General features: G+C 60.4%; 21 protein-coding genes. 8 read left to right on the forward strand and 13 right to left on the reverse strand.

Features of this window, described 5'->3' with window-relative positions:
* Positions 1 to 4 precede the first annotated feature (4 nt).
* From AC097P_RS20520 to AC097P_RS20530, 3 genes are all read left to right on the forward strand, one after another.
* Positions 5 to 931, forward strand: a complete 927-nt coding sequence (locus tag AC097P_RS20520) for a 2-dehydro-3-deoxygalactonokinase (protein WP_479612293.1) — start codon at positions 5 to 7, stop codon at positions 929 to 931.
* Positions 931 to 1,575, forward strand: a complete 645-nt coding sequence (locus AC097P_RS20525) for a 2-dehydro-3-deoxy-6-phosphogalactonate aldolase (protein WP_479612294.1) — start codon at positions 931 to 933, stop codon at positions 1,573 to 1,575. The genes AC097P_RS20520 and AC097P_RS20525 overlap by 1 nt, the downstream gene beginning before the upstream one ends.
* Before the next feature lie 281 nt (positions 1,576 to 1,856).
* Positions 1,857 to 2,672 (forward strand): hypothetical protein, encoded by an 816-nt coding sequence (locus AC097P_RS20530; protein ID WP_479612332.1) that lies wholly within the window; start codon positions 1,857 to 1,859, stop codon positions 2,670 to 2,672.
* Positions 2,673 to 2,942: 270 nt separating this feature from the next.
* On the opposite strand, the gene AC097P_RS20535 is transcribed toward AC097P_RS20530, so the two are convergent.
* The 7 genes from AC097P_RS20535 to chvE form a co-directional block, all read right to left on the reverse strand.
* Complete coding sequence (locus AC097P_RS20535; protein ID WP_479612295.1) at positions 2,943 to 4,388, reverse strand: aldehyde dehydrogenase family protein; 1,446 nt, start codon at positions 4,386 to 4,388, stop codon at positions 2,943 to 2,945.
* 44 nt (positions 4,389 to 4,432) lie between these two features.
* The gene (locus AC097P_RS20540) at positions 4,433 to 5,596 is read right to left on the reverse strand and encodes a Gfo/Idh/MocA family protein (RefSeq protein ID WP_479612296.1); all 1,164 of its coding nucleotides are present in this window, start codon (positions 5,594 to 5,596) and stop codon (positions 4,433 to 4,435) included.
* Between the two features lie 13 nt (positions 5,597 to 5,609).
* Positions 5,610 to 6,548 (reverse strand): dihydrodipicolinate synthase family protein, encoded by a 939-nt coding sequence (locus tag AC097P_RS20545; RefSeq protein WP_479612297.1) that lies wholly within the window; start codon positions 6,546 to 6,548, stop codon positions 5,610 to 5,612.
* Positions 6,549 to 6,567: 19 nt separating this feature from the next.
* Positions 6,568 to 7,716: a multiple monosaccharide ABC transporter permease gene (mmsB, locus tag AC097P_RS20550; RefSeq protein ID WP_479612298.1), complete on the reverse strand. Its 1,149-nt coding sequence runs from the start codon at positions 7,714 to 7,716 to the stop codon at positions 6,568 to 6,570.
* Between the two features lies 1 nt (position 7,717).
* Entirely contained in the window at positions 7,718 to 9,250 is a 1,533-nt protein-coding gene (gene mmsA, locus AC097P_RS20555; protein WP_479612299.1) for a multiple monosaccharide ABC transporter ATP-binding protein, read from the reverse strand.
* A gap of 164 nt (positions 9,251 to 9,414) precedes the next feature.
* Positions 9,415 to 10,599 (reverse strand): carbohydrate porin, encoded by a 1,185-nt coding sequence (locus AC097P_RS20560; protein WP_479612300.1) that lies wholly within the window; start codon positions 10,597 to 10,599, stop codon positions 9,415 to 9,417.
* 133 nt (positions 10,600 to 10,732) lie between these two features.
* Positions 10,733 to 11,755, reverse strand: coding sequence for a multiple monosaccharide ABC transporter substrate-binding protein (gene chvE / locus AC097P_RS20565; RefSeq protein ID WP_479612333.1), 1,023 nt, complete (start codon positions 11,753 to 11,755; stop codon positions 10,733 to 10,735).
* A gap of 204 nt (positions 11,756 to 11,959) precedes the next feature.
* On the opposite strand from chvE, the gene AC097P_RS20570 reads away from it, so the two are divergent.
* Positions 11,960 to 12,931, forward strand: a complete 972-nt coding sequence (locus AC097P_RS20570) for a LysR substrate-binding domain-containing protein (protein WP_479612301.1) — start codon at positions 11,960 to 11,962, stop codon at positions 12,929 to 12,931.
* Here the strand turns inward: AC097P_RS20570 and AC097P_RS20575 are convergent.
* The gene (locus AC097P_RS20575) at positions 12,928 to 13,704 is read right to left on the reverse strand and encodes an SDR family NAD(P)-dependent oxidoreductase (protein ID WP_479612302.1); all 777 of its coding nucleotides are present in this window, start codon (positions 13,702 to 13,704) and stop codon (positions 12,928 to 12,930) included. The two genes, AC097P_RS20570 and AC097P_RS20575, sit on opposite strands and share 4 nt — an antisense overlap.
* A gap of 138 nt (positions 13,705 to 13,842) precedes the next feature.
* On the opposite strand from AC097P_RS20575, the gene AC097P_RS20580 reads away from it, so the two are divergent.
* The 3 genes from AC097P_RS20580 to AC097P_RS20590 are packed head-to-tail and all read left to right on the forward strand — an operon-like array spanning position 13,843 to position 17,484.
* Complete coding sequence (locus AC097P_RS20580; RefSeq protein WP_479612303.1) at positions 13,843 to 15,567, forward strand: IlvD/Edd family dehydratase; 1,725 nt, start codon at positions 13,843 to 13,845, stop codon at positions 15,565 to 15,567.
* A gap of 26 nt (positions 15,568 to 15,593) precedes the next feature.
* Positions 15,594 to 16,508, forward strand: coding sequence for an SMP-30/gluconolactonase/LRE family protein (locus AC097P_RS20585; protein WP_479612304.1), 915 nt, complete (start codon positions 15,594 to 15,596; stop codon positions 16,506 to 16,508).
* A gap of 49 nt (positions 16,509 to 16,557) precedes the next feature.
* A complete protein-coding gene (locus AC097P_RS20590; RefSeq protein ID WP_479612305.1) occupies positions 16,558 to 17,484 on the forward strand; it encodes an aldose 1-epimerase in 927 nt (308 codons plus the stop codon).
* A gap of 32 nt (positions 17,485 to 17,516) precedes the next feature.
* Here AC097P_RS20590 and pobA read toward each other — a convergent pair whose 3' ends face one another.
* Positions 17,517 to 18,722, reverse strand: a complete 1,206-nt coding sequence (gene pobA / locus AC097P_RS20595; RefSeq protein WP_479612306.1) for a 4-hydroxybenzoate 3-monooxygenase — start codon at positions 18,720 to 18,722, stop codon at positions 17,517 to 17,519.
* A gap of 130 nt (positions 18,723 to 18,852) precedes the next feature.
* On the opposite strand from pobA, the gene AC097P_RS20600 reads away from it, so the two are divergent.
* Positions 18,853 to 19,638 (forward strand): IclR family transcriptional regulator domain-containing protein, encoded by a 786-nt coding sequence (locus AC097P_RS20600; protein ID WP_479612307.1) that lies wholly within the window; start codon positions 18,853 to 18,855, stop codon positions 19,636 to 19,638.
* A gap of 121 nt (positions 19,639 to 19,759) precedes the next feature.
* On the opposite strand, the gene AC097P_RS20605 is transcribed toward AC097P_RS20600, so the two are convergent.
* From AC097P_RS20605 to AC097P_RS20620, 4 genes are read right to left on the reverse strand one after another with little or no spacing between them, the layout of a single operon-like run.
* Entirely contained in the window at positions 19,760 to 20,503 is a 744-nt protein-coding gene (locus tag AC097P_RS20605) for an ABC transporter ATP-binding protein (protein ID WP_479612308.1), read from the reverse strand.
* Complete coding sequence (locus AC097P_RS20610; protein ID WP_479612309.1) at positions 20,496 to 21,266, reverse strand: ABC transporter ATP-binding protein; 771 nt, start codon at positions 21,264 to 21,266, stop codon at positions 20,496 to 20,498. The genes AC097P_RS20605 and AC097P_RS20610 overlap by 8 nt, the downstream gene beginning before the upstream one ends.
* Positions 21,263 to 22,258: a branched-chain amino acid ABC transporter permease gene (locus AC097P_RS20615; protein ID WP_479612310.1), complete on the reverse strand. Its 996-nt coding sequence runs from the start codon at positions 22,256 to 22,258 to the stop codon at positions 21,263 to 21,265. Before AC097P_RS20615 ends, AC097P_RS20610 begins: the two co-directional genes overlap by 4 nt.
* Positions 22,258 to 23,130 carry a branched-chain amino acid ABC transporter permease gene (locus AC097P_RS20620; protein WP_479612311.1) on the reverse strand — a complete coding sequence of 291 codons (873 nt, stop codon included), beginning with the start codon at positions 23,128 to 23,130 and terminating at the stop codon, positions 22,258 to 22,260. Before AC097P_RS20620 ends, AC097P_RS20615 begins: the two co-directional genes overlap by 1 nt.
* Positions 23,131 to 23,173 lie beyond the last annotated feature (43 nt).

Here is a 23,173-nt window from a genome sequence, read left to right on the forward strand (position 1 = left end):
AAAAATGACCCGAACAGAAAAAATAAAAATTGTTGGTGTGGACTGGGGCACCACGCACCGCCGTGCCTATGCGCTGGACGCCGACGGTGCATGTGTAGCCACCTTCGCCGACAGTGACGGGGCCATGGCCTGCAAGGGGCGATTCGCTGCCGCGTTGGACGCAACACTGCAGAAATTGCAGGCAACACCCCAACTGGTAGTTTTGTCCGGCATGGTGGGCAGTGCGTTGGGCTGGCATGAATTGCCGTATGTGGACCGCAGTGTTGCATTGGATGCACTGCCCGCACACCTGTTCGCGGTGCCGGATGCGCCCACTGCCACGCGCTGTGTCATCGTCCCGGGCTATTGCATCCGCGACCAATGGGGCCAGCCCGACGTGATGCGCGGCGAGGAAACCCAGTTGTTGGGCGCCCTGGCCCTGGGCCACCACAGCGGTTGGTTTGTGTTGCCGGGCACACACAGCAAATGGGTCGAACTGGAACACGGCCGCATCCTGCAACTGCGCACCTACATGACGGGCGAGCTGTTCAATCTGTTGGGCCAGCACGGCACCTTGGCGGCGGCCATTGGTAAGGCCGCGCCCGTTTGGGATGCGAGCGCATTTGCCGACGGTGTACATGCCGCCGGCAAGGATGGGCTCAGCCACCAACTTTTTTCCTGCCGCGCCCGCGTGGTGTGCGGTGACATGCCCGCCGCCAGCAGCCAGGCGTATCTGAGTGGCCTGCTAATCGGCAGCGAACTCCATGACGTGCTCCGTACTCCAACCGGTTCACGGAACATGGACACGTTCAAACTCATAGGTTCACCTGAGCTGGCCGAGCACTACCAAGCCGCCGCCGCGCTGCTCGACCTGCGCTTCGACGTGCTGGACGCCCAGGCGGCCTTTCTGGCGGCCGTGGCGCGTATTCACTCTGCGACCCAACACCCATGATGAACACTGCACAGCAACAACAACGACTCGTTCAAACCCGCAGCATGCCACTGGTCGCCATACTGCGCGGGCTGGACCCTGCCAACGCACTGGCCGTTGGTGAGGCGCTGCTGGAGAGTGGTTTTCGTACCTTGGAGGTTCCGTTGAACCGCCCAGGTGCCTTGCAGTGCATAGAACTACTGGCCCGCATGCTGCCCGACGATGCGCTGGTGGGCGGCGGCACGATGCTGACCGTGGCCGATGTTGAAGCGGTCCATGCCCACGGTGGGCGTTTGATGGTCTCCCCCAACTGCGATGCCCGTGTGATCGCTCGCGGCGTGGAACTGGGTATGTTGTGCGCACCCGGTGTTGCCACACCCACCGAAGCCTTCACGGCCTTGCAGGCCGGTGCGCATGCGCTCAAACTCTTCCCTGCGGAAATGGTTGGGCATGGTGGACTGAAGGCTTTGAAATCGGTGCTGCCCGCCGGTACCGATTTGTGGCCCGTCGGCGGCATCACGCCGGAGAACATGGCCCCCTGGGCAGCCGCTGGTGCCACTGGCTTTGGCATTGGTAGCCAGCTCTATGCACCAGGCACGTCGGCCAGCGACGTGCTGGCCAGGGGGCGTTTGTATGTGGAAGCTTGGCGATCACTCCAAGGCTGACGGCTTTAGCTGGCTGGCCCAACCCCTAACAGACACCATCATGGCGTATGCACCGGGCCAGTTGCGGTCGGAGATTTGCGTCAACTTTTGGTCGCCCAGCTTCCAGTTGAGTCAAGCTGGTCCATGTTCAAATGCTGAGCAGCATCCGCTAAATTCCTCACAAAACGGTTTAGCCAACACTGCCGATGGAGGCCGCTATCGAAGCTCGCTGGACGCACTCACGCTGCATCATTTGCAAGACTGAAGCCACCTTCAATGTAGAGCACCTGATCCCAAACGCGTTGGGTGGCAAGCTCACCTGCCGCTTTGTCTGCATACATTGCAACTCTCGCATGGGCCACCTTTTTGAAGGAAGTGCCAAATCAGACCCAACAATCCGGCTTCTCGTATCCAAACTGGGCGACAGTATCTCAACGCTCGCTGCGAAACTGTCCGAGGGCCAGCCATATGTATCCACTGGTCCCGGCGGAAGGTCGATCGGCTATATCCGAGACGGCGAGTACATCACACAGTCCCGTAAGTTGGAAGACGGATCACTCGTCCAGCACACCCCAGAGGCAGTGAAATCGATCCGTCGAATGTTAGAACGCGCAGGCGCCAGATCAGAATCCATTGCTGAGTCGCTACGCCTCCTGGAGACTTCCCCCGAGAACCTCCGTGTCGAAGTTGCAAACGGTTTGGAGGTTGTTAAGTGGAGCATCGAACACATCCAGCCGTCACTCGACGGCCCACTTCTCTCCCAACTTTCTCCTCTTAAAACTGCATACGAGTTTCTTGCTCTGCATCTTAGTATTTCGATCTACGAGGACATTCCTGCGCTAGTTGCAACGCGGACCGCGCTACGCGGAGGTGAAATCGATACAACCCACATAAGAGTTGAGCGCCTGTACGGCCCGGAAGCAAAGCCTATTCACGGCATCGTTTTCGAGGCAGCTTTCCCACACGCAACCGTCCAAGTACGTCTGTTTGGGCAGTTGGCATTTCGCGTCCACTTCATCACCCTTGCAGTCGACGGACCGAGGTTCGTATACACCCACGACCTTGTGTCAAACACAGAACACGTCGCTCGCGCACATGAAGCCCAGGATAGTGGCTGATGCTTCGTTCAAATGTACAGGCCGGTGACCTCCGCACGACACCGACGGCACTATATCGTGCACAGCGATGCGTTGATCGACCGCGCGTTGATTGCTACAGTTGTAATAGCGGCATACGCTTATTTCACGGGGGCTAGCGGCAAATTTTGTTTTCATTCCCCAGCGAAAGCTTCAACGGGAATGGCCTTGGGTTGCTTCACCCGATACGGCGGCAGTCCCTTCTGAATGTCTGCTAACTGGCGCGGATTTCTATCGTCTCTTGGACCCTGTCTACCCACCCATCACATACGCCGTCTTCACCGTCGTGAAAAACTCCTGCGCATACTTGCCCTGCTCACGCGAACCATAGCTGGAGCCCTTGCGCCCGCCAAACGGCACGTGGTAGTCCACCCCGGCGGTAGGCAGGTTCACCATCACCATACCCGCTTGCGAGTGGCGCCTGAAGTGGGTCGCGTATTTGAGCGAGGTCGTGGCAATGCCAGCCGATAAGCCAAACGGTGTGTCGTTCGCAACGGCCAGGGCTTCTTCGTAATCCTTGACGCGGATCACACTGGCCACCGGGCCAAAGATTTCTTCACGGTTGATGCGCATGGTCGCAGTGCTGTCCACAAACAGTGCGGGCGCCATGTAGAAACCATCGGTGGGCCGTGTGAGTCGTTCGCCGCCCACCAGCAGTTGTGCGCCTTCGGCCTTGCCGATTTCCACATACGACAGATCCTGCTCCAACTGTGCCTGTGAGGCGACGGGGCCAATATCGATTCCTGCCTGGCAGGCATCACCCACCTGGATGGTGGCCATGCGGCGTTGCATGGCGGCGATGAATTCTGGGTAGATGCGGTCGGTGACGATCAGGCGGCTGGATGCGGTGCAACGCTGGCCGGTCGAGTAAAAGCAGCTCTGCACGCTGAGTTCCACGGCAGTCGCCAAGTCCGCATCGTCCAGCACCACTTGGGGATTTTTGCCGCCCATCTCCAACTGGACCTTCTTCATGTTCAGTGCACAGGCTTGGGCAATGCGCTGGCCCACGCCGACCGATCCGGTGAAACTCACCGCGGCAATGCCGGGGTGGTTCACCAGCGGGTCGCCAATCACGCTGCCCCGGCCCATGACCAAATTAAAGACGCCGGCGGGAATGCCGCTGCGGCTGATGATCTCGGCCAGCGCCCAGGCGCATCCGGGCACTATGTCGGCCGGCTTGAACACCACACAATTGCCATAGGCCAATGCGGGCGCAATCTTCCAGGCCGGGATCGCAATGGGAAAATTCCAGGGCGTGATCAGGCCCACGACACCCATGGGCTCGCGGGTGACTTCGACGGCAATGCCGGGGCGTACCGATGGCAAAACCTCACCCGCCAAACGCAGGCATTCGCCGGCAAAGAATTTGAAAATATTGCCGGCACGGGTGGCCTCGCCAACACCCTCCGCGCGGGTTTTTCCCTCTTCACGGGCCAGCAGGGTGCCTAGCTCTTCCTTGCGGGCCAAAATTTCGTTGCCGATTTTGTCGAGCGCATCCGAACGTGCTTGGATGCCACCGGTAGACCAAGCCGGAAAAGCGCGCTGCGCTGCGGCGACTGCGGCATCGAGCTGTGCAGCATCGGCCTGTGCGTATTCCCCGATCACGTCCGCCAGATTCGACGGGTTCACGTTGGGAGCGTAGTGGCTGGAGGCTACCCATTCACCGGCTATGAGGTTGTTGTGTTGTGGCAATGTCATGGTGTTTTAGCGTGTTGTAAGCGGTAGATAAAAAAGAGGATGGATTACGGCGACACGCAGGGTGTCCAGGCGCTACCGTTTTGATGGGACTGGATCACGCTGGCTACGAATCGCACGCCCAGCAAACCGTCCCATGCATTGGGAAAATGCAACGCCAGCGGATCGGCGGCTTGCCCCGAACGGCGGGCGGCAATGGCTTCGGCAGCATCTGAGTACAGGTTGGCAAAGGCCTCATGAAACCCTTCAGGATGCCCCGCCGCGACGCGTGAGGCGCGGGCCGCCAGTGGCAGGGTTCCCGGACCATTGGGCATTCTGTTTTGGGCTGGTGCGCCCATCGGCTTGAAAGCCAGGGCCTGCGGCATCTCTTGCATCCACTCCAGGCTTCCCAATGCGCCGCTGACGCGGATGCGCAAACCGTTCTCCACGCCCGCTGCCGCTTGGGTCACCCAAAAGCTGCCGCGCGCGCCGTTGTCCAAACGCAGCATGGCGCTGGCGTAATCATGGGTCGTTCGCTGCGGGACAATACTGCCCACCTCGGCGGCCACCTGGGCGACTTCGAGCCCGGTGATGAAGCGCAGTAGGTTGTGCGCATGGGTGCCGATATCGCCCATCACCAGTGAAGGGCCGCCCCGCACGGGGTCATCCTTCCAGGCGCAACGTCCCGGCCCTTCCTTGGCACGGCCACCTTGAACATACTCCACTTGCACCAGCCGAATGGCGCCCAGTTGGCCATCGGCCACCATGGCGCGGGCTTGGCGCACCATCGGGTAACCGGTGTAGTTGTGCGTCAAACAAAAGACCAGACCGGTGCCCAGAACACGCTGGTGCAGTTGCTCCGCCTCGTCTACCGTGTTGGTCATGGGCTTGTCGCAAATGACGTCGAAGCCCCGCTCCAACGCGGCCATGGCGAACGCGAAATGGCTGTCGTTGGGTGTCATGATGGCCACCACCTCGGCGCCTTGGGCATGGCCTTGTTCGGCCGCCAGCAGGTCCATGCCGCTGGCATAACAACGCTCCGGGCTCAAGCCAATTTCACGACCGGCGCTGATGGATTTCATCGGGTCGGAAGACAGCGCGGCAGCCACCAGTTCATAGCGGTCATCCAGTCGCGCCGCTTGCCGGTGCATGGCGCCAATAAATGACCCTGGCCCACCACCAATCACTGCCAACCGCAGTCGGCGCCCCAATGTTGCGATGACAGGATTCATAGGCATACGGTGTTCACTTTCCCCAGCGCAGAACCATGGGGTCCAGCCGCCGTGCTGCCTCCAACAGTCCCGCACGCACGTCAGGCTGCATGGTTGGGAACGGATGGCGCGGGGCATCACTTGCAATGATGCCGCCCTCCAGCATCAAGGCCTTGGCTGTCAGGATGCCGCCCTGGCGGTTCTCGTAGTTGATCAACGGCAACCAGCGCTGGTACTGGGCCACAGCCTCTTCACGCTGACCGGCGGTATAGGCATCCACGATGCTGCGTATGCCGTCGGGGTAGGCGCCCCCGGTCATGGCGCCTGTCGCGCCAGCATCCAGATCAGGCAGCAGCGTGATGGCCTCTTCACCGTCCCACGGGCCTTCGATGGCCGAACCGCCCAAGTGAATCAGTTCGCGCAACTTGGAGGCCGCATTGGCAGTCTCGATCTTGAAGTAGGAGACCTGCTTGATCTCCTTCGCCATGCGGGCCAGAAAGGTGGCGCTCAATGCTGTGCCGCTCACCGGTGCGTCCTGGATCATGATGGGGATGCTGATGGCATCCGACACCCCGGCATAGAACTCGAACACCTTTTCTTCTGACACGCGAATGGTTGCGCCGTGGTAGGGCGGCATCACCATGACCATGGACGCTCCGGCATCCTGCGCACGGCGGCTGCGTTGGGCGCAAACCTGCGTGCCATAGTGGGTGGTAGTCACGATGACGGGCACACGCCCGGCCACGTGGTCCAGAATCGCAGTGGTCAACAGTTCACGTTCGGCATCCGACAGCGAGAACTGTTCCGAGAAATTGGCCAGTATGCAAATGCCGGTAGAGCCCGCGTCGATCATGAAATCGACACATCGCTTCTGGCCCGGTAGATCCAGCTCACCCTGCGCCGTGAAGATGGTGGGGACGACCGGGAAGACGCCTCTATAACGTGGGGATAGCGGGGTTTGTGATGGTGTCATGGTTGACATGTCTTCTTTCCTATTTGTTTTTGTTGTACACATCGACACACACGGCTGCCAGCAAAACCAGGCCTTTGATAACCTGCTGGTAATCGATGCCAATGCCCATGATGGACATGCCGTTGTTCATGACGCCCATGATGAAGGCGCCAATGACAGCACCCAACACCTTGCCCACGCCACCCGATGCCGACGCACCGCCAATGAAACAGGCAGCAATCACGTCCAGCTCGAAGCCGAGGCCGGCCTTGGGTGTTGCCGTATTCAGGCGCGCCGCAAAGATAAGACCGGCCAGCGCCGCCAGCACACCCATGTTGATGAAGGTGTAGAAGGCCAGGCGCTCGGTCTTGATGCCCGACAGGCGCGCCGCCTTCTCGTTGCCGCCCAGCGCATAAATACGCCGCCCAATCGTGGTCCTGGAGGTTACAAAATCGTAGACCAGCATCAGCAGCAACATGACGATCAGCACGTTGGGCAAGCCCTTGTAGGTGGACAGCAGGTAGCTGAAGGCCGCGATCATGGCGGCAAACACCAGGTTCTTGACGATGAAGAAGGCATAGGGCTCGTTGTCCATGCCGTGCTTTATGCGCTCGGCCCGGCCCCGCACCTTGACGACCAGCAGCACCAACGCCATCAGCAGCCCGACCACCAGCGACGCAATACGCAGGCTCTCTCCGGCAAAGGGGTCTGGAATGAAACCGGTGCTCAGCAGTTGGAACTCTTGGGGGAACGGCCCCACAGATGCCCCACCCAGCACGGCCAGCGCCAGCCCCTTGAACACCAGCATGCCGGCCAGAGTGACGATAAACGAGGGAATTTTGTGGAATGCCACCCAATAACCTTGAGCCGCACCGATGACCGCACCCAACGTCAAGCAGATCAGGGCGGCGGGCACAAAATGCAGCTTGTATTCAACCATCAGCACGGCGGCCACGGCGCCCACGAACCCGCTGACAGACCCCACCGACAGGTCGATATGCCCGGCTACGATCACCAGCAGCATGCCCAGCGCCATGACGATGATGTAGCTGTTTTGCAGAATCAGATTGGTCAGATTCAGGGGTTGGAACAGCGTGCCGTTGGTCATCACCTGAAAAAACACCATGATGGCGACCAGGGACATCAACAAACCATATTCACGCAAGTTGTTTTTGAGAAAGCCCGCCATGTCAATTCACTCCTGATGTCACGATAGAACGCATAATTTTTTCTTGGGTTGCCTCTGCGGCGGAGAACTCGGCCACAAACCGGCCCTCGTTCAGCACGCAGATGCGGTCACACATGCCCAGCAGTTCGGGCATTTCGGACGAGATCATCAGCACACACTTACCCTCGGCAGCCAACTGCGCGATGATGGTGTAGATCTCGTACTTGGCGCCCACGTCAATGCCACGCGTGGGTTCATCCAGAATCAAAACCTCGGGGTTGGAAAACAGCCACTTGCTCAAGACTACTTTTTGCTGGTTGCCGCCCGACAGGTTGATGGTGCGTGCCGACACATCCGGGCTGCGGATGTTGAGCTTGCGGCGGTAGTCTTCGGCCACTGCAAATTCACGGCCTTCATCAATCACGCCATGGCGCGACACCGCCTCCAGATTGGCCAGCGTGGTGTTCCAGGCGATGGTTTCGTCCAGCACCAGGCCGTAGCCTTTGCGGTCTTCGGTCACATAGGCAATGCCGTGGTTGATGGCCTTTTGCACCGTACTGGTGTCAATCTCCTTGCCATGCAAGAAGACCTGGCCGCTAATGCCTTGGCCGTAGGTTCGGCCAAAAATGCTCATCGCCAGCTCGGTGCGGCCCGCGCCCATGAGCCCGGCAATGCCCACGATTTCACCGCGCTTGACGTGCAGGTTGACGCCCTTGATCAGCAGTCGATCCGCGTGCACAGCATGGTGCACCCTCCAATCTTTGACCTCGAAAACTTCTTCGCCGATATGGGGTGTGCGCTTGGGATAACGGTCTGCCATTTCGCGCCCCACCATGTGCTGGATGACGCGGTCTTCGCTGATAACCCCGCCTGCGCAATCCAGCGAGGCCACCGTGGTCCCATCGCGCAGCACGGTAATGGCATCCGCCACTTTAGAAATTTCGTTGAGCTTGTGCGATATCAGGATGCAGGCAATGCCCTGGCGCTTGAGTTCCAGCAACAGCTCCAGCAGGGCGTCACTATCGGTTTCATTCAGGCTGGCGGTGGGCTCGTCCAGTATCAGCAGCTTGACCTCTTTGGACAGCGCCTTGGCAATCTCGATGAGCTGCTGCTTGCCAACGCCCAGGTCGGTAATCAGGGCTCCGGGGGATTCTTTCAAGCCCACTTTTTTGAGCAAGGCCTGTGTCTTCAAAAACGCAGCCGACCAATCGATGACGCCATAACGCGACGGTTCATTCCCCAGGAATATGTTTTCTGCAATCGACAACAAGGGCACCAGGGCGAGTTCCTGGTGGATGATGATGATGCCTTTGGCTTCGCTGTCGGAGATGCCCTTGAACCGGCATTCTTGGCCCAGAAATTTGATCTCGCCTTCGTATTCACCGTGCGGGTAGACACCGCTCAGCACTTTCATCAGCGTGGACTTGCCCGCCCCGTTTTCACCCACGATGGCATGGATCTGTCCCGCATGGACCGTCAGGTTCACATCGCTCAGCGCCTTAACGCTGTGAAACGATTTCTTCATCCCCCGCATTTCAAGAATAGGCTCAAGCATATTGCCCCAAGTATCCGTAAAAAAGGGCGGCCGCAGGACCGCCCTGTAAACACCTAACCCTCGAGAGAACCGATTAAATCAATACATTCGCTACCGGGCCGCCCCGAGGCAAATGGCGCCCGCGTGGGGGAGCCACACCCAGTGGGTGACCGGAGGGGTCACATTTACCACCAGATCTCGTACTGGATGCCCGCTACGGTGCGCGCAGTCTTGCCGCCAGCACCAAAGCTGCTGGCATTGGCCGCTGCAGCCGCATCGTTCCAGTTCGCCATGGTCACATAGAAACGCAATTCTGGGCGGCTGTAAAAGTCAGGACCGACCGATAGCGTAGGCGCAATCGTCAACTTGTCCAAACGCTGATCCGGGCCAGCACCTGTGCGGGTTGTGGTTGCTGCATCTACCAACAACTTGAAGTTCTTGGAGAACGCGTAAGAGATGCGGCCACCGATGGACGTGTCCTTGGTCTCCACGCCGGTCTTTTCATCCTTGTTGGTCTGGTAGGCCAATAGGGTCTGGCCACCGAAGGCGCCCAGTTGCCAGCTCAAAGAGTCTGCTATGCGGGTAACCTTCTGACCAGCGGCCACGCCGTCGATGTTCAGGAACTCGCCGTCGATGCGGGCGTGGCCGCTGGATGTTTGCAGAAACAGCGCGTTGTTCAATCCCTTGGTGATGAAATCGGTCTGGTTATGCGACACGGAGATACCGGCACCGGTGCTGGTGTCCGCTAAGCCAGAACCGTTCACGCCGGTTAGCAGGACACGCAACTTGCCGCCGGGGTTGACGTTAATATCTGAAATGTCGGCGTTAAATCGTGTCGCGTTGACACCTGCCACAGCAGCGGTATCAAACTTGTCCCCGGTGAACACGCCCAGCCCCAGCTTCGCGCCACCCATCGGAATGTCGGTCACGCCAGCGCCCTGGTTGTCACCGTAGTTCAGCAAGAAGTAGTCGATGATGTGCACATCCTGGATCCGCAGACGGCGCTGGCCGACCCAGAACTTAGCCTTTGGTGCAAAGCCCATGCCGCTGATTTCGACAAAGGCCTGTTCGGTGCCGACGTTGCCACTACCCCATTTGGACGGCATGTACTGCACCTTGTAGTTGGCAGCGTCGGTCTTGAAAGTCTTGATCAGGTCGATTTCGATGCCGTTGTCGGCTTCGTTGCCCAGGCGATACCCTTGCGTGTCACCGCCCAGCTGGAAGCGGCCCTTGACACCATCCGAGGTGCTGAGCACTGGGCCACCGCGGGAGTAGCCGTGGAATTCGAATGTACCGTCGTCAGCGTGTGCACTGGCAGCGCACAGTGCAGTGGCCAGCGCAATGGCGCTGATGGAGATAGTGAGTTTCATGATGGGCTTTTGTTAAATTTTGAGAAAGAGTGTCCCCGGAGGACGGTTTTCGCCGTCCCCTGACTTGTCTTACGGGTGTTGCTTGGTTTGCTGGATGGTTGCCGCGGCTATGCCCTGCGGCTAACCCCGGCGCTTACTTCAGCTGGTCTTCTTTGATGTAGCCGCTGCCTACGAGAACCGTCTTGTAGTTGGACAAGTCGACGCTGACCGGCTTCAGCAGATACGAGGGAACAACCTTGACCTTGTTGTTGTAGGTCTTGGTGTCATTGATCTCAACCGTCTTGCCGGACATCATGGCGTCCACCATATTGGCAGTGACCTTGGCCAGTTCGCGGGTGTCTTTGAAGACGGTGGAGTACTGCTCCTTGCGAATGATGGACTTAACAGATGGCACCTCGGCATCTTGTCCACTCACAAAGGGATACGGTTGTGTGGCGCTGCCATAGCCCACGCCTTTGAGCGAGGACAGAATGCCAATACTCAACCCGTCATAGGGGGACAACACCGCGTCCACCCGCGCCTTGCCATAGTAGGCACTCAGCAAATTGTCCATACGGGCCTGGGCCACCGCACCATCCCAGCGCAAGGTGGACACCTTGTTCATGCCCAACTGCTTGCTTTGCACCACGAGTTTGCCTTTGTCGATGTAAGGCTGCAACACGGACATGGCTCCGTCGTAGAAGAAGAAAGCATTGTTGTCATCAGCCGAACCGCCGAAGAGCTCGATATTGAACGGGCCCTTGCCCTCTTTGAGGCCCAGGGCTTTTTCGATCGATTGTGCTTGCAGCACACCAACCTGGAAATTATCAAAAGTCGCGTAGTAATCCACATTCTTGCTGCCGACGATCAGGCGGTCATAGGCCACGACCTTGACACCCTTGTCTGCCGCCTTTTGCAGCGCATTGGACAGCGTGCTGCCGTCAATGGCCGCAATCACCAGAACCTTCACACCCTTGGTGATCATGTTCTCAATCTGAGCCAATTGGTTGGGGATGTCGTCGTCGGCGTATTGCAGATCGGTTTTGTAGCCCTTGGCGGCCAAGGCTGCGACCATGCTGTTGCCGTCACTGATCCAGCGTGTGGAACTCTTGGTTGGCATGGCGACGCCAACGGTGCCTTTGTCTTGCGCCAAGGCAAGGGGTGCCACACAGGCCATGCCCAGCGCCAAGCCAGCGGCCAGTGCCTTGAGTGTTGTTCTACGTGCTTTCAAAGTTTTTGTCTCCTGAGAAGGATTGATTTTTAGTTCAGTCATCTTTGCCTTTTTGGCGAAGAGGCCTGATGATACGGATTTGAGTGATAATTTTCTAATACTGTTTAGTCTAGTTGTGATGCCAAAATTAGAATCATAAAAACCCCGTATATGACAAGTTATAACCATTGGTTTCTCCGGGCACGGCTCAAAACCCGGCAGCTACTGCTGCTGGTCACTCTCGCAGAAGAGGGCAATATTCACAGGGCCGCAGAGGTCCTCAATATGACGCAGCCCGCGGCGTCCAAGTTGCTCAAGGATCTGGAAGACGCACTGGAGGTGTCCCTGTTCGAGCGGTTACCCCGCGGCATGCGGCCCACCTGGTACGGGGATACCATGATTCGCCACGCGCGGGTGGCGCTGAGCAGCCTGAACCAGGCCCATGAGGAACTCCAGGCCGCGAAAAGTGGGCAATTTGGCCAAGTGAATATCGGCGCCATCACCGCCCCCGGGCTAGCACTGCTTCCCACCGCGATTGCGCTGGTCAAGCGGGAGCATGCCAACCTGCAGATTGCCCTGCAAATCGAGACCAGCGACATCCTCATCGAACGCCTGAACCAGGGCAAGCTCGACATCCTCATTGCGCGCCTCTTTGCACAGCACGAAAAAGCAGACTTGCGCTACGAGATGCTGTCCGACGAGCCGGTGTGCGCGGTAGCGCGCCCGGGGCATCCCTTGTTCACGGGCCACACTCCCACGTTGGGTGATGTTGTCGAGTGTGGCTGGATCGTGCCGCCCAGCGGTAGCGTGCTGCGCCACCGCTTTGACCTGATGTTTCAGGAAGAGGGATTTAGAGCTCCCAACAATGTCATAGAGACCGCCGCATTGCTATTCACCACCAAAATGTTGCAGCAAAGCGACATGCTCAGCGTGATGGCCACTGATGTTGCGCGCTACTATGCGGACCATGGCTTGTTGGCCATATTGCCAATGGCACTGCCCTGCCAAATGGACGCCTTTGGCATCATCACCCGCCGTGACCGCCTGTTGTCGCCCGCAGCCAAAGTCATGCTACACGCGCTCAAGGCGTCGGCGATCACGGTTTACGGCAAGCAGCTGGATATGGCTGCCGACGCTGACTAGTTCCAACCAGCATCCACCTTGAACTCCTGGGCGGTGCACATGGCAGCATCGTCCGAAGCCAGGAACAGCACCATGCGGGCCACGTCCGAGGGCTGTAATTTGTCGGGCAAACACTGGTTGCGCTTGATCGACTCTTCGCCCTCGGCATTGAGCCATAGTTTGATCTGGCGCTCGGTCATGACCCAGCCCGGCGACACCGTGTTGACCCGGATACGGTCGCGCCCCAGGCTGCCTGCCAGCCCCCGCGTCAGACCATTGACCGACGACTTGGCGATGGCATAACAGGGGTAGTCGCTGCCCTTGGATTGCCAACCGGTCGAACCGATGTTGACGACCGAACCGCCGCCCAAACGGCGCATGCCCGGCACGATGGCCTGGATGGCAAAAAAGGCGGGGCGCTGGTTGACCGCCATGCGCTCATCCCAGTACTCGGGCGTTACCGATTCCAGCGTATGGCGGTCATCCCGCGCCACGTTGTTGACCAGGGTTGAGAAATCGCCCAGCGCTTCGGTAGCGGCCTCAACCGTGGCTTTCAGTGCCGGCACATCCCGCACGTCGCATACACGCCACCACGGCGCCGGATGCCCGGCGGCAGACAGCGACCGCGCCAGCGCTTCGCTTTCGGCCTCGGCCACGTCGACGAAGGCGACCTGGGCGCCCTGCTCGGCAAAAGCCGACACGATGGCCGCGCCAATCCCGGTGCCGCCACCGGTGACAAACACGCGTTGACCGCGCAAGCTGGGGAACAAGGCCAATTTTTGGGAAGCAGTCATCACATTCATTCCTGGTTGTATTGCAATTTCGGTATTGAAAATATCTATTTAAGTATTTTTCATTATCACTGTGCCTTGCTACGATGCGGTTTGTCAAGCCCCCCAGGGCCCATCCACACTGAAAGAATCCTGAAAAATATGGACTCCAAAAAATACCCCTTTCGCCGCAGCCAAGCCTGGTTTGGCAAGACCGACCGTGATGGCTTCATGCACCGCAGCTGGCTCAAAAATCAGGGCTATCCACACGATGAGCTGGATGGCCGCCCCGTTATCGGCATCTGCAACACCTGGAGCGAATTGACCCCTTGCAATGGCCACTTTCGTGAGCTAGCCGAGTTTGTCAAACGCGGCGTCTACGAGGCCGGCGGCTTTCCGCTTGAATTCCCGGTGATGTCGCTGGGCGAGACGCAAATGCGCCCTACCGCCATGCTGTTTCGCAACCTGGCCAGTATGGACGTGGAAGAGTCGATCCGCGGCAACCCGATCGACGGTGTCGTGTTGTTGATGGGGTGCGACAAGACCACCCCCTCGCTGATGATGGGCGCGGCCAGTTGCGACCTGCCGACCATTGGTGTCTCCGGTGGACCCATGCTCAACGGCAAGTTCCGCGGCAAGGACATCGGCTCGGGTACCGGCGTGTGGCAGATGAGCGAGATGGTGCGTGCCGGTGAGATGACACAAGAGGATTTCACGGCGGCCGAGTGCGACATGCACCGCTCCAAAGGCAGCTGTATGACCATGGGCACGGCCAGCACCATGGCCAGCATGGTCGAGGCGCTGGGCATGTCGCTGCCCGAAAACGCCGCCATCCCCGCGCCCGACACGCGGCGCAACCGCCTGGCGCAAATGAGCGGACGGCGCATTGTGGAGATGGTCAACGAAGACCTGCGCATGTCAAAGATCCTGACCCGCGAGGCGTTCGAAAACGCCATTCGCACCAATGCCGCGATCGGCGGCTCCACCAATGCGGTGATCCACCTGATCGCCATTGCCGGGCGCATGGGTGTGAAACTGGACCTGGAGGATTGGGACCGTCTGGGCGCTGCAGTGCCCTGTCTGCTGAATCTGCAACCGTCCGGAAAATTCTTGATGGAAGATTTTTACTACGCCGGTGGCCTGCCCGCCATCCTGCGCGAAATCCGGCCGCTGTTGCACCTGGGCGCCCTCACCGCCAATGGAAAGACCCTGGGCGACAACATTGAAAACGCACCCTGCTACAACCGCGAAGTCATCATGACACCGGACGCCCCCTTCATGAAAGACGCCGGGATTGCGGTCTTGCGCGGCAACCTGGCCCCCGATGGCGCGGTCATCAAGCCATCGGCCGCATCGGCCCACCTGCTGCAACACCGCGGCCGGGCCGTGGTGTTTGAAGACATTGAAGACTTCCACGCCCGGATTGACGGCGACGAGCTCGACATTGACGAGCACTGCGTGATGGTGCTGAAGAACTGCGGCCCCAAAGGCTACCCCGGCATGGCGGAAGTGGGCAATATGCCGCTGCCCCCGAAGATTTTGCAAAAGGGCATTACCGACATGGTGCGCATCAGCGACGGCCGCATGAGCGGCACCGCCTACGGCACCGTGGTGCTGCACACCTCACCCGAGGCGGCCGCGGGCGGGCCTTTGGCCCTGGTGCAAAACGGCGACATGATCGAACTCGACGTAGCCGGTCGCAGGCTGCACCTGGAAGTGTCGGAAGAAGAACTGGCCCGCAGACGCCTGAGCTGGAAGCCTCCGGTGCACCCGACACGCGGCTACCAGAAACTGTATGTGGACCATGTGCAGCAAGCCCACCTGGGGGCCGATCTGGACTTTTTGGTTGGCGGCTCCGGCGCGGCAGTTCCACGCGAATCGCATTGAGCGGCCGGCCACACACCATACCCACCATGGCCAGCCCATCTGCCACGACTGCCCCACGCATGCTGGGCGAACCACGATGCGTCTGGACCGGCGGGGCGGTGCTGGGTGAGGGCACCGTGTGGTCGCAGCGCCAGCAAGCGCTGTACTGGGTGGACATTCTGGGCCATCAACTGCACCGCTACCACCCGGCTACGCAAACGCGGGACAGTTGGTCGTTTGACGAAGAAATTTCTGCGGTGGCCGAACGCGCTGCAGCGCCGGGGCTATTCGTCACGCTGCGCCAGGGCTTTGCATTTTTCGACCTGGATACGCATGCTCTGGAGCGCCTGCACCAACCCGAGCCCGAGCGCGACGGCAACCGCTTCAACGACGGCAAGTGCGATGCACAGGGCCGCTTCTGGGGCGGCACCATGGACTTTGATTGCAAGCTGCCCAGCGGCGCGCTGTACCAGTTCACCCCCGCAGGCCAGTGCAACCGCATGGTGGATGGCTACACCGTCACCAATGGCCCCACATGGTCGCTCGACGGCCGCACGATGTACTTCAACGACACGGTGCAAGGCAGGGTGAACGCCTTTGACTTTGACCCCGCCAGTGGCTCACTGGGTGAGCCCCGGCTATGGCTGCAGTTTGCACAGAACGATGGCTACCCCGATGGCATGACCACCGATGCCGCCGGCCGCCTGTGGATCGCCCACTGGGGCGCCGCCTGCGTCACCTGCCACGACCCGCACAGCGCCGCGGAGCTGGCCCGCATCACGCTGCCGACCAGCCACATCACCAACTGTGCGTTTGGTGGCGCTGACCTCAAAACCCTGTTCATCAGCAGTGCCTGCTTCGGACTGAGTCCCGCGCAATTGGCGGCCCAGCCGCTGGCCGGTGGTCTGTTTTGTGTGGAGGTGGACAGTCCCGGTCTGCCCGCGCACGTTTTTGCGGGGTAACGGCGGTTCCTGCCCTTTTATCCCCACCTTTAGCGATTAGGCCCTTTCAATGACTTCGCCCCAGCATCCCATCCTCTGGCTCCGCCATGCCGGTCAACGCTTGGGCCTTGTGCCGAGCCTGGGCGGTGGTGTTGCAGCTTGGCAACTGGAGCGTGGTAGCGGTAGCGTGCTGGACCTGTGGCGCCCCTGGGATGGTCACAACCCAGACCGGTATTCGCTGGCCTCGTTTGCGATGCTGCCCTGGTCCAACCGCATCAGCGGCGGTGGCTTTGAACACGCCGCGCAATTCCACGCCATGGCGCCCAACCGCGTGGGTGAACCCTACCCCATCCACGGCGACGGCTGGCTGCAGCCCTGGGCCCTGACCCAGCCCGATCAGGACACGCTGGTGATGGCGCTGGAGTCTCACCGATTTGACGGAAACCCCTACCACTACCGCGCCGAGCAAACCTTCCAGCTGGTCGAAGGTGGGCTCAACCAATCGGTCCGTGTGACCCACCTCGGGGAATCTCCGCTGCCCTATGGCCTGGGTCTGCACCCTTGGTTTTTGCGCACACCACAAACCCGGTTGCAGGCGGCCGTGCAAGGTGTTTGGCTTAGCGGTGCCGACCCATTGCCCACCGTTCACACCACCGACTTACCTGCCACCTGGGACCTGAACAGCGGACTGGACGTCAACGGCCCCCTGGTAGACAACGCTTTTACCGGCTGGTCCGGCCTGGGCCGCATAGACTGGCCAGAGCATCAACTGCAACTGGAGATGCGCGTGCCCGCAACCCATGACCGCGGTCAGGACGACGGCTTTTGCCTGCTATACCGTCCACCCGTCGGCCCCGCGTTTTGTTTTGAACCGATAACACACCCCATAGATGCATTCCATATGCCGGGTAAGCCCGGCCTCCAGGTGTTGCAACCAGGTCAGCACCTGACGCTGCATGTCCAGTGGCGGTATCGCACAACGCCGGCCGCACCCTAGCACGGAATGGACCAGTACGGACTACCTGAGGGCTACGCTACCGGCCGGGCATCGCCAAAGTCCAGCGGCAGGCCGACATAGTTTTCTGCGATCGTCTTGGCACCGGCTTCGCTGTGTACAAGATACTCCAGTTCGGCTTGCTGGAAGCGTGCGCCCATCGCGCCTTCATTGGGGAAACGGTGCATCAACTGCGTGAACCACCACGAGAAACGTTCACCGCGCCAGATGCGCTTAAGGCAGCGCGCCGAGTAGCCGTCGATGCCCGCCTCCGACTTGTCTTGGTAGAAATCGATGAAGGCCTGCGACAAAAACTTCACATCGGTCGCGGCCAGATTTAACCCCTTGGCGCCCGTGGGCGGCACGATGTGGGCGGCGTCGCCGGCCAGAAACAGCCGGCCAAAGCGCATGGGCTCGGTGATGAAACTCCGAAGCGGTGCGATGCTTTTTTCTATGGCTGGACCGGTGAGCAATTCTTCACGACCTTGCGGGTCGAGCCGCATGCGCAACTCGTGCCAGAAAGCGTTGTCGCTCCAAGCCTCCAACTTATCGGTCAGTGGCACCTGAAGGTAATAGCGACTGCGGCTTTGGCTGCGTTGCGAACACAGCGCAAACCCGCGCGAGCTGTTCACATAAATCAGTTCATCATGCACCGGTGGTGTATCGGACAACACGCCCAGCCAGCCAAAGGGGTAGGCCTTTTCGAATTGCTGCATGGAGGACTCCGGCACGCTGGCACGGCACACGCCGTGGAAACCGTCGCAACCGGCAATGAAGTCGCATCGGACATCAAACTGCTGTCCGTCTTTCTCATACGTCACGCGCGGCTGCTTGCTGCCGAAGTCGTGCACGGCCACGTTGCGGGCCTCGTACACGGTGGGCAAGTCTGCCGCCGCGCGTGCTTCCATCAGATCGCGGGTCAACTCAGTCTGGCCGTAGACCATGACGCTTTTGCCACCTGTCAGCTTCTGCAAATCGATACGGTGGCGCTGGTTGGCAAACAGCATGTCAAAGCCGCCGTGCGCCAGGCCCTCGCGGTGCATGCGCGCGCCGACGCCGGCTTCATCCACCAGGTCGGTCGTCACCTGCTCCAGGATGCCCGCTCGGATGCGGGTCAACACATAGTCGCCGCTCTGGCGCTCAATGATGGTGTTGTGTATGCCGGCTTTGGACAGAAGTTGGCCCAGCAACAGGCCCGAGGGGCCAGCGCCGATGATGGCAACTTGGGTTCGCGTGGACACGGTGGTGGCTCCTGTGGTGTATCGCACCAGCTTAGGCGCTGCGCCACGTCTTGACGCTCCACTGACACAAGGTTTGTGCGATCATTGCACGCGCTGCGCGATCACCGCGCAATCGAACAGGGCACGCCGCATGATCATCGCCAAAGCGGATTTCATTGAAGGCATGGCCAAGGGCATGGCGGTGCTGGAGAGCTTTGACACCGAACGCCAGCGCCTGAACGCCACGTTGGCCGCGCAGCGAGCCGGCATCACCCGCGCCGCCGCCCGACGCCACCTGCTGACGTTGGCGCACCTGGGCTACCTGGAAACGGACGGCAGCCACTTCTGGCTGTCTGCCAAGGTGCTGCGTTTTTCGGGTAGCTACCTGGCATCCAGCCGCCTGCCGCGCGCGATACAGCCGACGCTGACCCGGCTGGCCGTGCAGGCGCAGGAGTCGTTCTCGGCCGTGGTGCTGGATGGGGACGAAGTGGTCATCGTGGCGCGCAGCGGCAATGACCGCAGCAATGCCGCGCCACCGGGCAGCCGGGTGATTGCATACGGCCTGCACATGGGCGCACGCCTGCCGGCCCACGCCACATCGACCGGGCGCGTGCTGCTGGCCGCCAAGACAAAGGCCGACTTCAGCGTGTGGATGAAGGGACGCACGCTGGCACGGTTGACCCCGCTGACGACGACCGAACCCAAGGTTTTTCGTGGCGTCATCGACACCGTGCGCAAACAGGACTTTTGCCTCAGTAGCGAAGAGCACGAACTGGGCGTGCACGCACTGGCCGTGCCGCTGCGCAACACGCAGGGTATGACGGTTGCGGCACTGAATGTGGTGGCCTCGCACAATCGTCTGTCGCTCCAGGCCATGCAGCACGACATGCTGCCGCTGTTGTTTGAAGCGGCGCGCGAGTTACGCCCGCTACTGTAGCGGCCGGCCAGGAAGGCTGTTTGGTCTGCCGCGTGCCTCAGAGCAATCTCATATGTCAAATCGGGCTGTAGGCCTCGCCAGGAAGGCGTAAGCAGCTATGAAATCAGGAGCAAACAGAGGATCATCGTGCGATCCCCAGCAGCCTGTCCAACAAAACGGGTTGTTCCAGCAACCCCTGCGCCGTGCCGCTGTGCACCACGGTGCCGCGGTCCAGCACGGCGGCGGTGTCGGATATGGCCAGAATCGCCTGTGGGTGCTGCTCCACGAGGATGGCGGACAGACCCTCCTCGCGCGTGATGCGGCGTATGGCGCGCAGCAGCTCCTGCACGATGATGGGTGCCAGGCCTTCGCAGGGCTCGTCCAGCAGCAGCAGTGTGGGGTTCAGCACCAGGGCGCGGCCCAGCGCCAGCATCTGCTGCTCGCCGCCGGAGAGTTGGGTGCCCAGGTTGGTCTTGCGTTCGGCCAGGCGGGGGAACAACGCGTAGACGCGTGCCGGCGTCCAAGGGCTGCTGGTGCGGCCTGCACGGGCCGGGCGCGCAACGGCGGTCAGGTTTTCGTGCACCGTAAGCGACTTGAAGATATTGCGCTCCTGCGGCACCCAACCAATGCCGGCGGCGGCGCGTTCGTGGGACGGCAGTTTATGCAGGGCGACAAACGAAGACGATGCAGCCGTTTTCAGCGCGATGCTGCCCGCATGCTGGCGGGCAGCGCCGGCCAGCGTGTTGATGAGTGTGGTCTTGCCAGTGCCATTGCGGCCCAGCAGGGCCAGTGTCTCGCCTTCGTTGATCGACAGCGATACGCTGTGCAAGACGACGGCCTCGCCATAACCAGCGCTTAAGCCTTCGACTCTCAGTAACTCAGCCATGGTGGACGACCTCCTCGTCCCCATGCCCCAGGTACACCGCCTTCACCCGTGGATCATTCGCAATCTGGCCCGGATCACCCTCGGTCAGCACCGCTCCGTTGACCAGCACCGTTATGCGCTTTGCAAAACTGAAGACCAGGTCCATGTCATGCTCGATCAACAAGATGGACACATCGGCCGGCAGCGCCGCTACGGTTTGCAGCAACTCTTCGCGCTCGCCGGTAGGCACACCGGCCACCGGTTCGTCCAGCAGCAGCACACGTGGCTCACACGCCAGCGCAATCGCAATCTCCAGCAGGCGGCGTTTGCCGTAGGCCAGCACACGGGTCTCTTGCGCCATCACGGCGGTCAGGTGGAACTGTTCCAGCAATTGCTCGCAGCGCTCGGTGACCTCGACAGGACTGCCCAGCGCCTGCCACCATTTGCCGCCCAGCCTCCGCTGCTGCGATACCACCATAGCCAAAGTCTCCAACGGCGTCAGCGTGTCAAACAACTGGTTGATCTGGAAGGTGCGAACCATGCCGCGGCCCACACGCTGGTGCGGCGCCAGTGTGGTGATGTCCTCACCCTCCAACACGATCTTGCCGGATAAGGGCTGCAGCACACCGGTCAACAGATTGATCAGCGTGGTCTTGCCTGCGCCATTGGGGCCGATCAGCGCATGGCGCGCGCCCTGGTGCAGATCCAGCGTGACGTTATTGGTGGCGGTGACGCCGCCAAACTGCATGACCAAGCCTTGGGCAGACAGCACGGTAGCGCTCATGCCGGGCCACCCTTCTTGCCCCTGGCGCCAAACCAGGTCCAGGGGCGAATCAGGCGTTCACGCCCAACCAACACCAGCACCACGAGGAACAAACCAATCCAGAACGTCCAGTACTGCGGCGTGATACTCGATATTGCATCCTGCAACAGCTTGAACACAATGGCCCCGGCCACTCCGCCATACAACCAGCCGACACCACCAATCACCAGAATCAGCATCACATCCGCCGAACGGTGGAACTCAAACACGTCCAGCGAAGCAAATCCGGTTGTTTGTGCCAGTAAGGCCCCCGCTGCGCCGGCCAACGTGGCGGCCACGGTATAGACCACGGCCAAGCGGCTGTTGACCGAGATACCAATCGCCATGGCGCGCAGCCGGTTGTCGCGAATAGCCTTCAGCGTGGCACCAAACGGCGAGCTGACCAAACGCCGGGCAACCACAAATACCAGCAGCAACACGGTCAGCGAATACCAGGCGGCAACACGACCATACAGATCAAATTCAAACTGCCCCAGCAACGGCCCCATCACCACGCCCTGCAGACCATCGGCACCGCCGGTCAGCCAGTCCAGCTTGTTGGCCAGCTCCATCAATATCAGGCCCACGCCCAGCGTGACCATCAGCCGCGTCAAATCCGTACCGCGCAAAATCGTGGCGCTGCACAGCGCACCCAACAGCCCCGCCATGCCCATACCCACCAGTAGCCCCACCAAGGGGTCGGGCATGATGAACTTGGCGAACAACGCCGCGCTATAGGCCCCCATGCCAAAGAAGGCTGCATGGCCCAGCGACACGATGCCGGTGTAGCCCAGCACCAGATCCAAGGAAAGCGCGAACAGCGCGACGATGGCGATCTCATTGATGATGAGCGCGTGGCTAGACAACAGCAGCGGCGAAGCCAGTGCCAGCGCCCACAACAGGACTTCCCACCACGTCCAACGCGCACGGGCCAGCAAGGTGTTCTGAGAAGAGCTAAGGAGCTTGCGTGCCATCACTCGCCCCCTTTGCGCACAAACAGCCCATGGGGCTTCCAGACCAGAACCGCAATCATCAAGCTGTAGACAATAAATCCACCCAACTTGGGGATGTAGTACTTGCCCGCCACATCGGCAATGCCCAGCAGCAGCGCAGCGAGCAACGGCCCGGTGATGCTGGAGGTGCCGCCCACGGCGACGACGATCAAAAAGTAAATCATGAACTTCAACGGAAAGCTCGGGTCCAAGCCCAGCACCTCTGCCCCTAACGCTCCACCCAAGCCAGCCAAGCCCGAGCCCACGGCAAAGGTGCCGAGGAACACCCAGTTCACGTTAATGCCCAAGCCAGCCGCCACACGCTGGTCGTCTACCGCAGCGCGCAGGCGGCTGCCAAAACGGGTTTGCGTCAGCACGTATTGCAGCGCCACGGTCAGCGCCGCACACACGGCAATGATGAACAGCCGGTAGTGCCCCATGCCCAGCATCCAAGCGCCCTCACCCAGCTCGGTACGGCCCTTCAACCATTCCGGCAATTGCACGATCTGCTGGCTGGAACCAATGTAGTAATCCGCCGTGGCCACCGCCATGAAAGTAAGACCGATGGAGAACAACACCTGGTCCAGATGCGGCTTGCGGTACAGCGGCCGGTACAGCGTGCGCTCCATCACAGCACCCAACAGCGCCGAGCCCATGAACGCCAATGGCAGGCACACCAGAAACGGCACGCCAAACTTCTGCATCAGCAACACGGTGATGTATCCCCCCACCATCGCAAACGCACCATGCGCAAGGTTGATGAAGTTCATCAATCCCATGGTCACCGCCAGCCCCACGGCAAGGATAAAGAGCAGCATGCCGTAAGCAATGCCGTCAAACAGAATGGTCAACATATAAGTAGGTTAGCCAGAGACAGAGTTTGGCCTGGCGGCTGGG

It is taken from the genome of Rhodoferax sp. ZS1R8 (assembly GCF_056521325.1).

Excerpts from the sequence above, each read along its gene's own strand:
- AC097P_RS20540 (WP_479612296.1), bottom strand. The coding sequence starts at position 5,596 with ATGAATCCTGTCATCGCAACATTGGGGCGCCGACTGCGGTTGGCAGTG.
- AC097P_RS20585 (WP_479612304.1), top strand. The coding sequence starts at position 15,594 with ATGGCCAGCCCATCTGCCACGACTGCCCCACGCATGCTGGGCGAACCA.
- AC097P_RS20570 (WP_479612301.1), top strand. The coding sequence starts at position 11,960 with ATGACAAGTTATAACCATTGGTTTCTCCGGGCACGGCTCAAAACCCGG.
- AC097P_RS20605 (WP_479612308.1), bottom strand. The coding sequence starts at position 20,503 with ATGGCTGAGTTACTGAGAGTCGAAGGCTTAAGCGCTGGTTATGGCGAG.
- AC097P_RS20620 (WP_479612311.1), bottom strand. The coding sequence starts at position 23,130 with ATGTTGACCATTCTGTTTGACGGCATTGCTTACGGCATGCTGCTCTTT.
- AC097P_RS20560 (WP_479612300.1), bottom strand. The coding sequence starts at position 10,599 with ATGAAACTCACTATCTCCATCAGCGCCATTGCGCTGGCCACTGCACTG.
- AC097P_RS20600 (WP_479612307.1), top strand. The coding sequence starts at position 18,853 with ATGATCATCGCCAAAGCGGATTTCATTGAAGGCATGGCCAAGGGCATG.
- AC097P_RS20545 (WP_479612297.1), bottom strand. The coding sequence starts at position 6,548 with ATGACACCATCACAAACCCCGCTATCCCCACGTTATAGAGGCGTCTTC.
- mmsB (WP_479612298.1), bottom strand. The coding sequence starts at position 7,716 with ATGGCGGGCTTTCTCAAAAACAACTTGCGTGAATATGGTTTGTTGATG.
- AC097P_RS20575 (WP_479612302.1), bottom strand. The coding sequence starts at position 13,704 with ATGACTGCTTCCCAAAAATTGGCCTTGTTCCCCAGCTTGCGCGGTCAA.
- AC097P_RS20615 (WP_479612310.1), bottom strand. The coding sequence starts at position 22,258 with ATGGCACGCAAGCTCCTTAGCTCTTCTCAGAACACCTTGCTGGCCCGT.
- AC097P_RS20610 (WP_479612309.1), bottom strand. The coding sequence starts at position 21,266 with ATGAGCGCTACCGTGCTGTCTGCCCAAGGCTTGGTCATGCAGTTTGGC.
- AC097P_RS20520 (WP_479612293.1), top strand. The coding sequence starts at position 5 with ATGACCCGAACAGAAAAAATAAAAATTGTTGGTGTGGACTGGGGCACC.
- AC097P_RS20590 (WP_479612305.1), top strand. The coding sequence starts at position 16,558 with ATGACTTCGCCCCAGCATCCCATCCTCTGGCTCCGCCATGCCGGTCAA.
- AC097P_RS20580 (WP_479612303.1), top strand. The coding sequence starts at position 13,843 with ATGGACTCCAAAAAATACCCCTTTCGCCGCAGCCAAGCCTGGTTTGGC.
- chvE (WP_479612333.1), bottom strand. The coding sequence starts at position 11,755 with ATGGCCTGTGTGGCACCCCTTGCCTTGGCGCAAGACAAAGGCACCGTT.
- AC097P_RS20525 (WP_479612294.1), top strand. The coding sequence starts at position 931 with ATGAACACTGCACAGCAACAACAACGACTCGTTCAAACCCGCAGCATG.
- AC097P_RS20535 (WP_479612295.1), bottom strand. The coding sequence starts at position 4,388 with ATGACATTGCCACAACACAACAACCTCATAGCCGGTGAATGGGTAGCC.
- mmsA (WP_479612299.1), bottom strand. The coding sequence starts at position 9,250 with ATGCTTGAGCCTATTCTTGAAATGCGGGGGATGAAGAAATCGTTTCAC.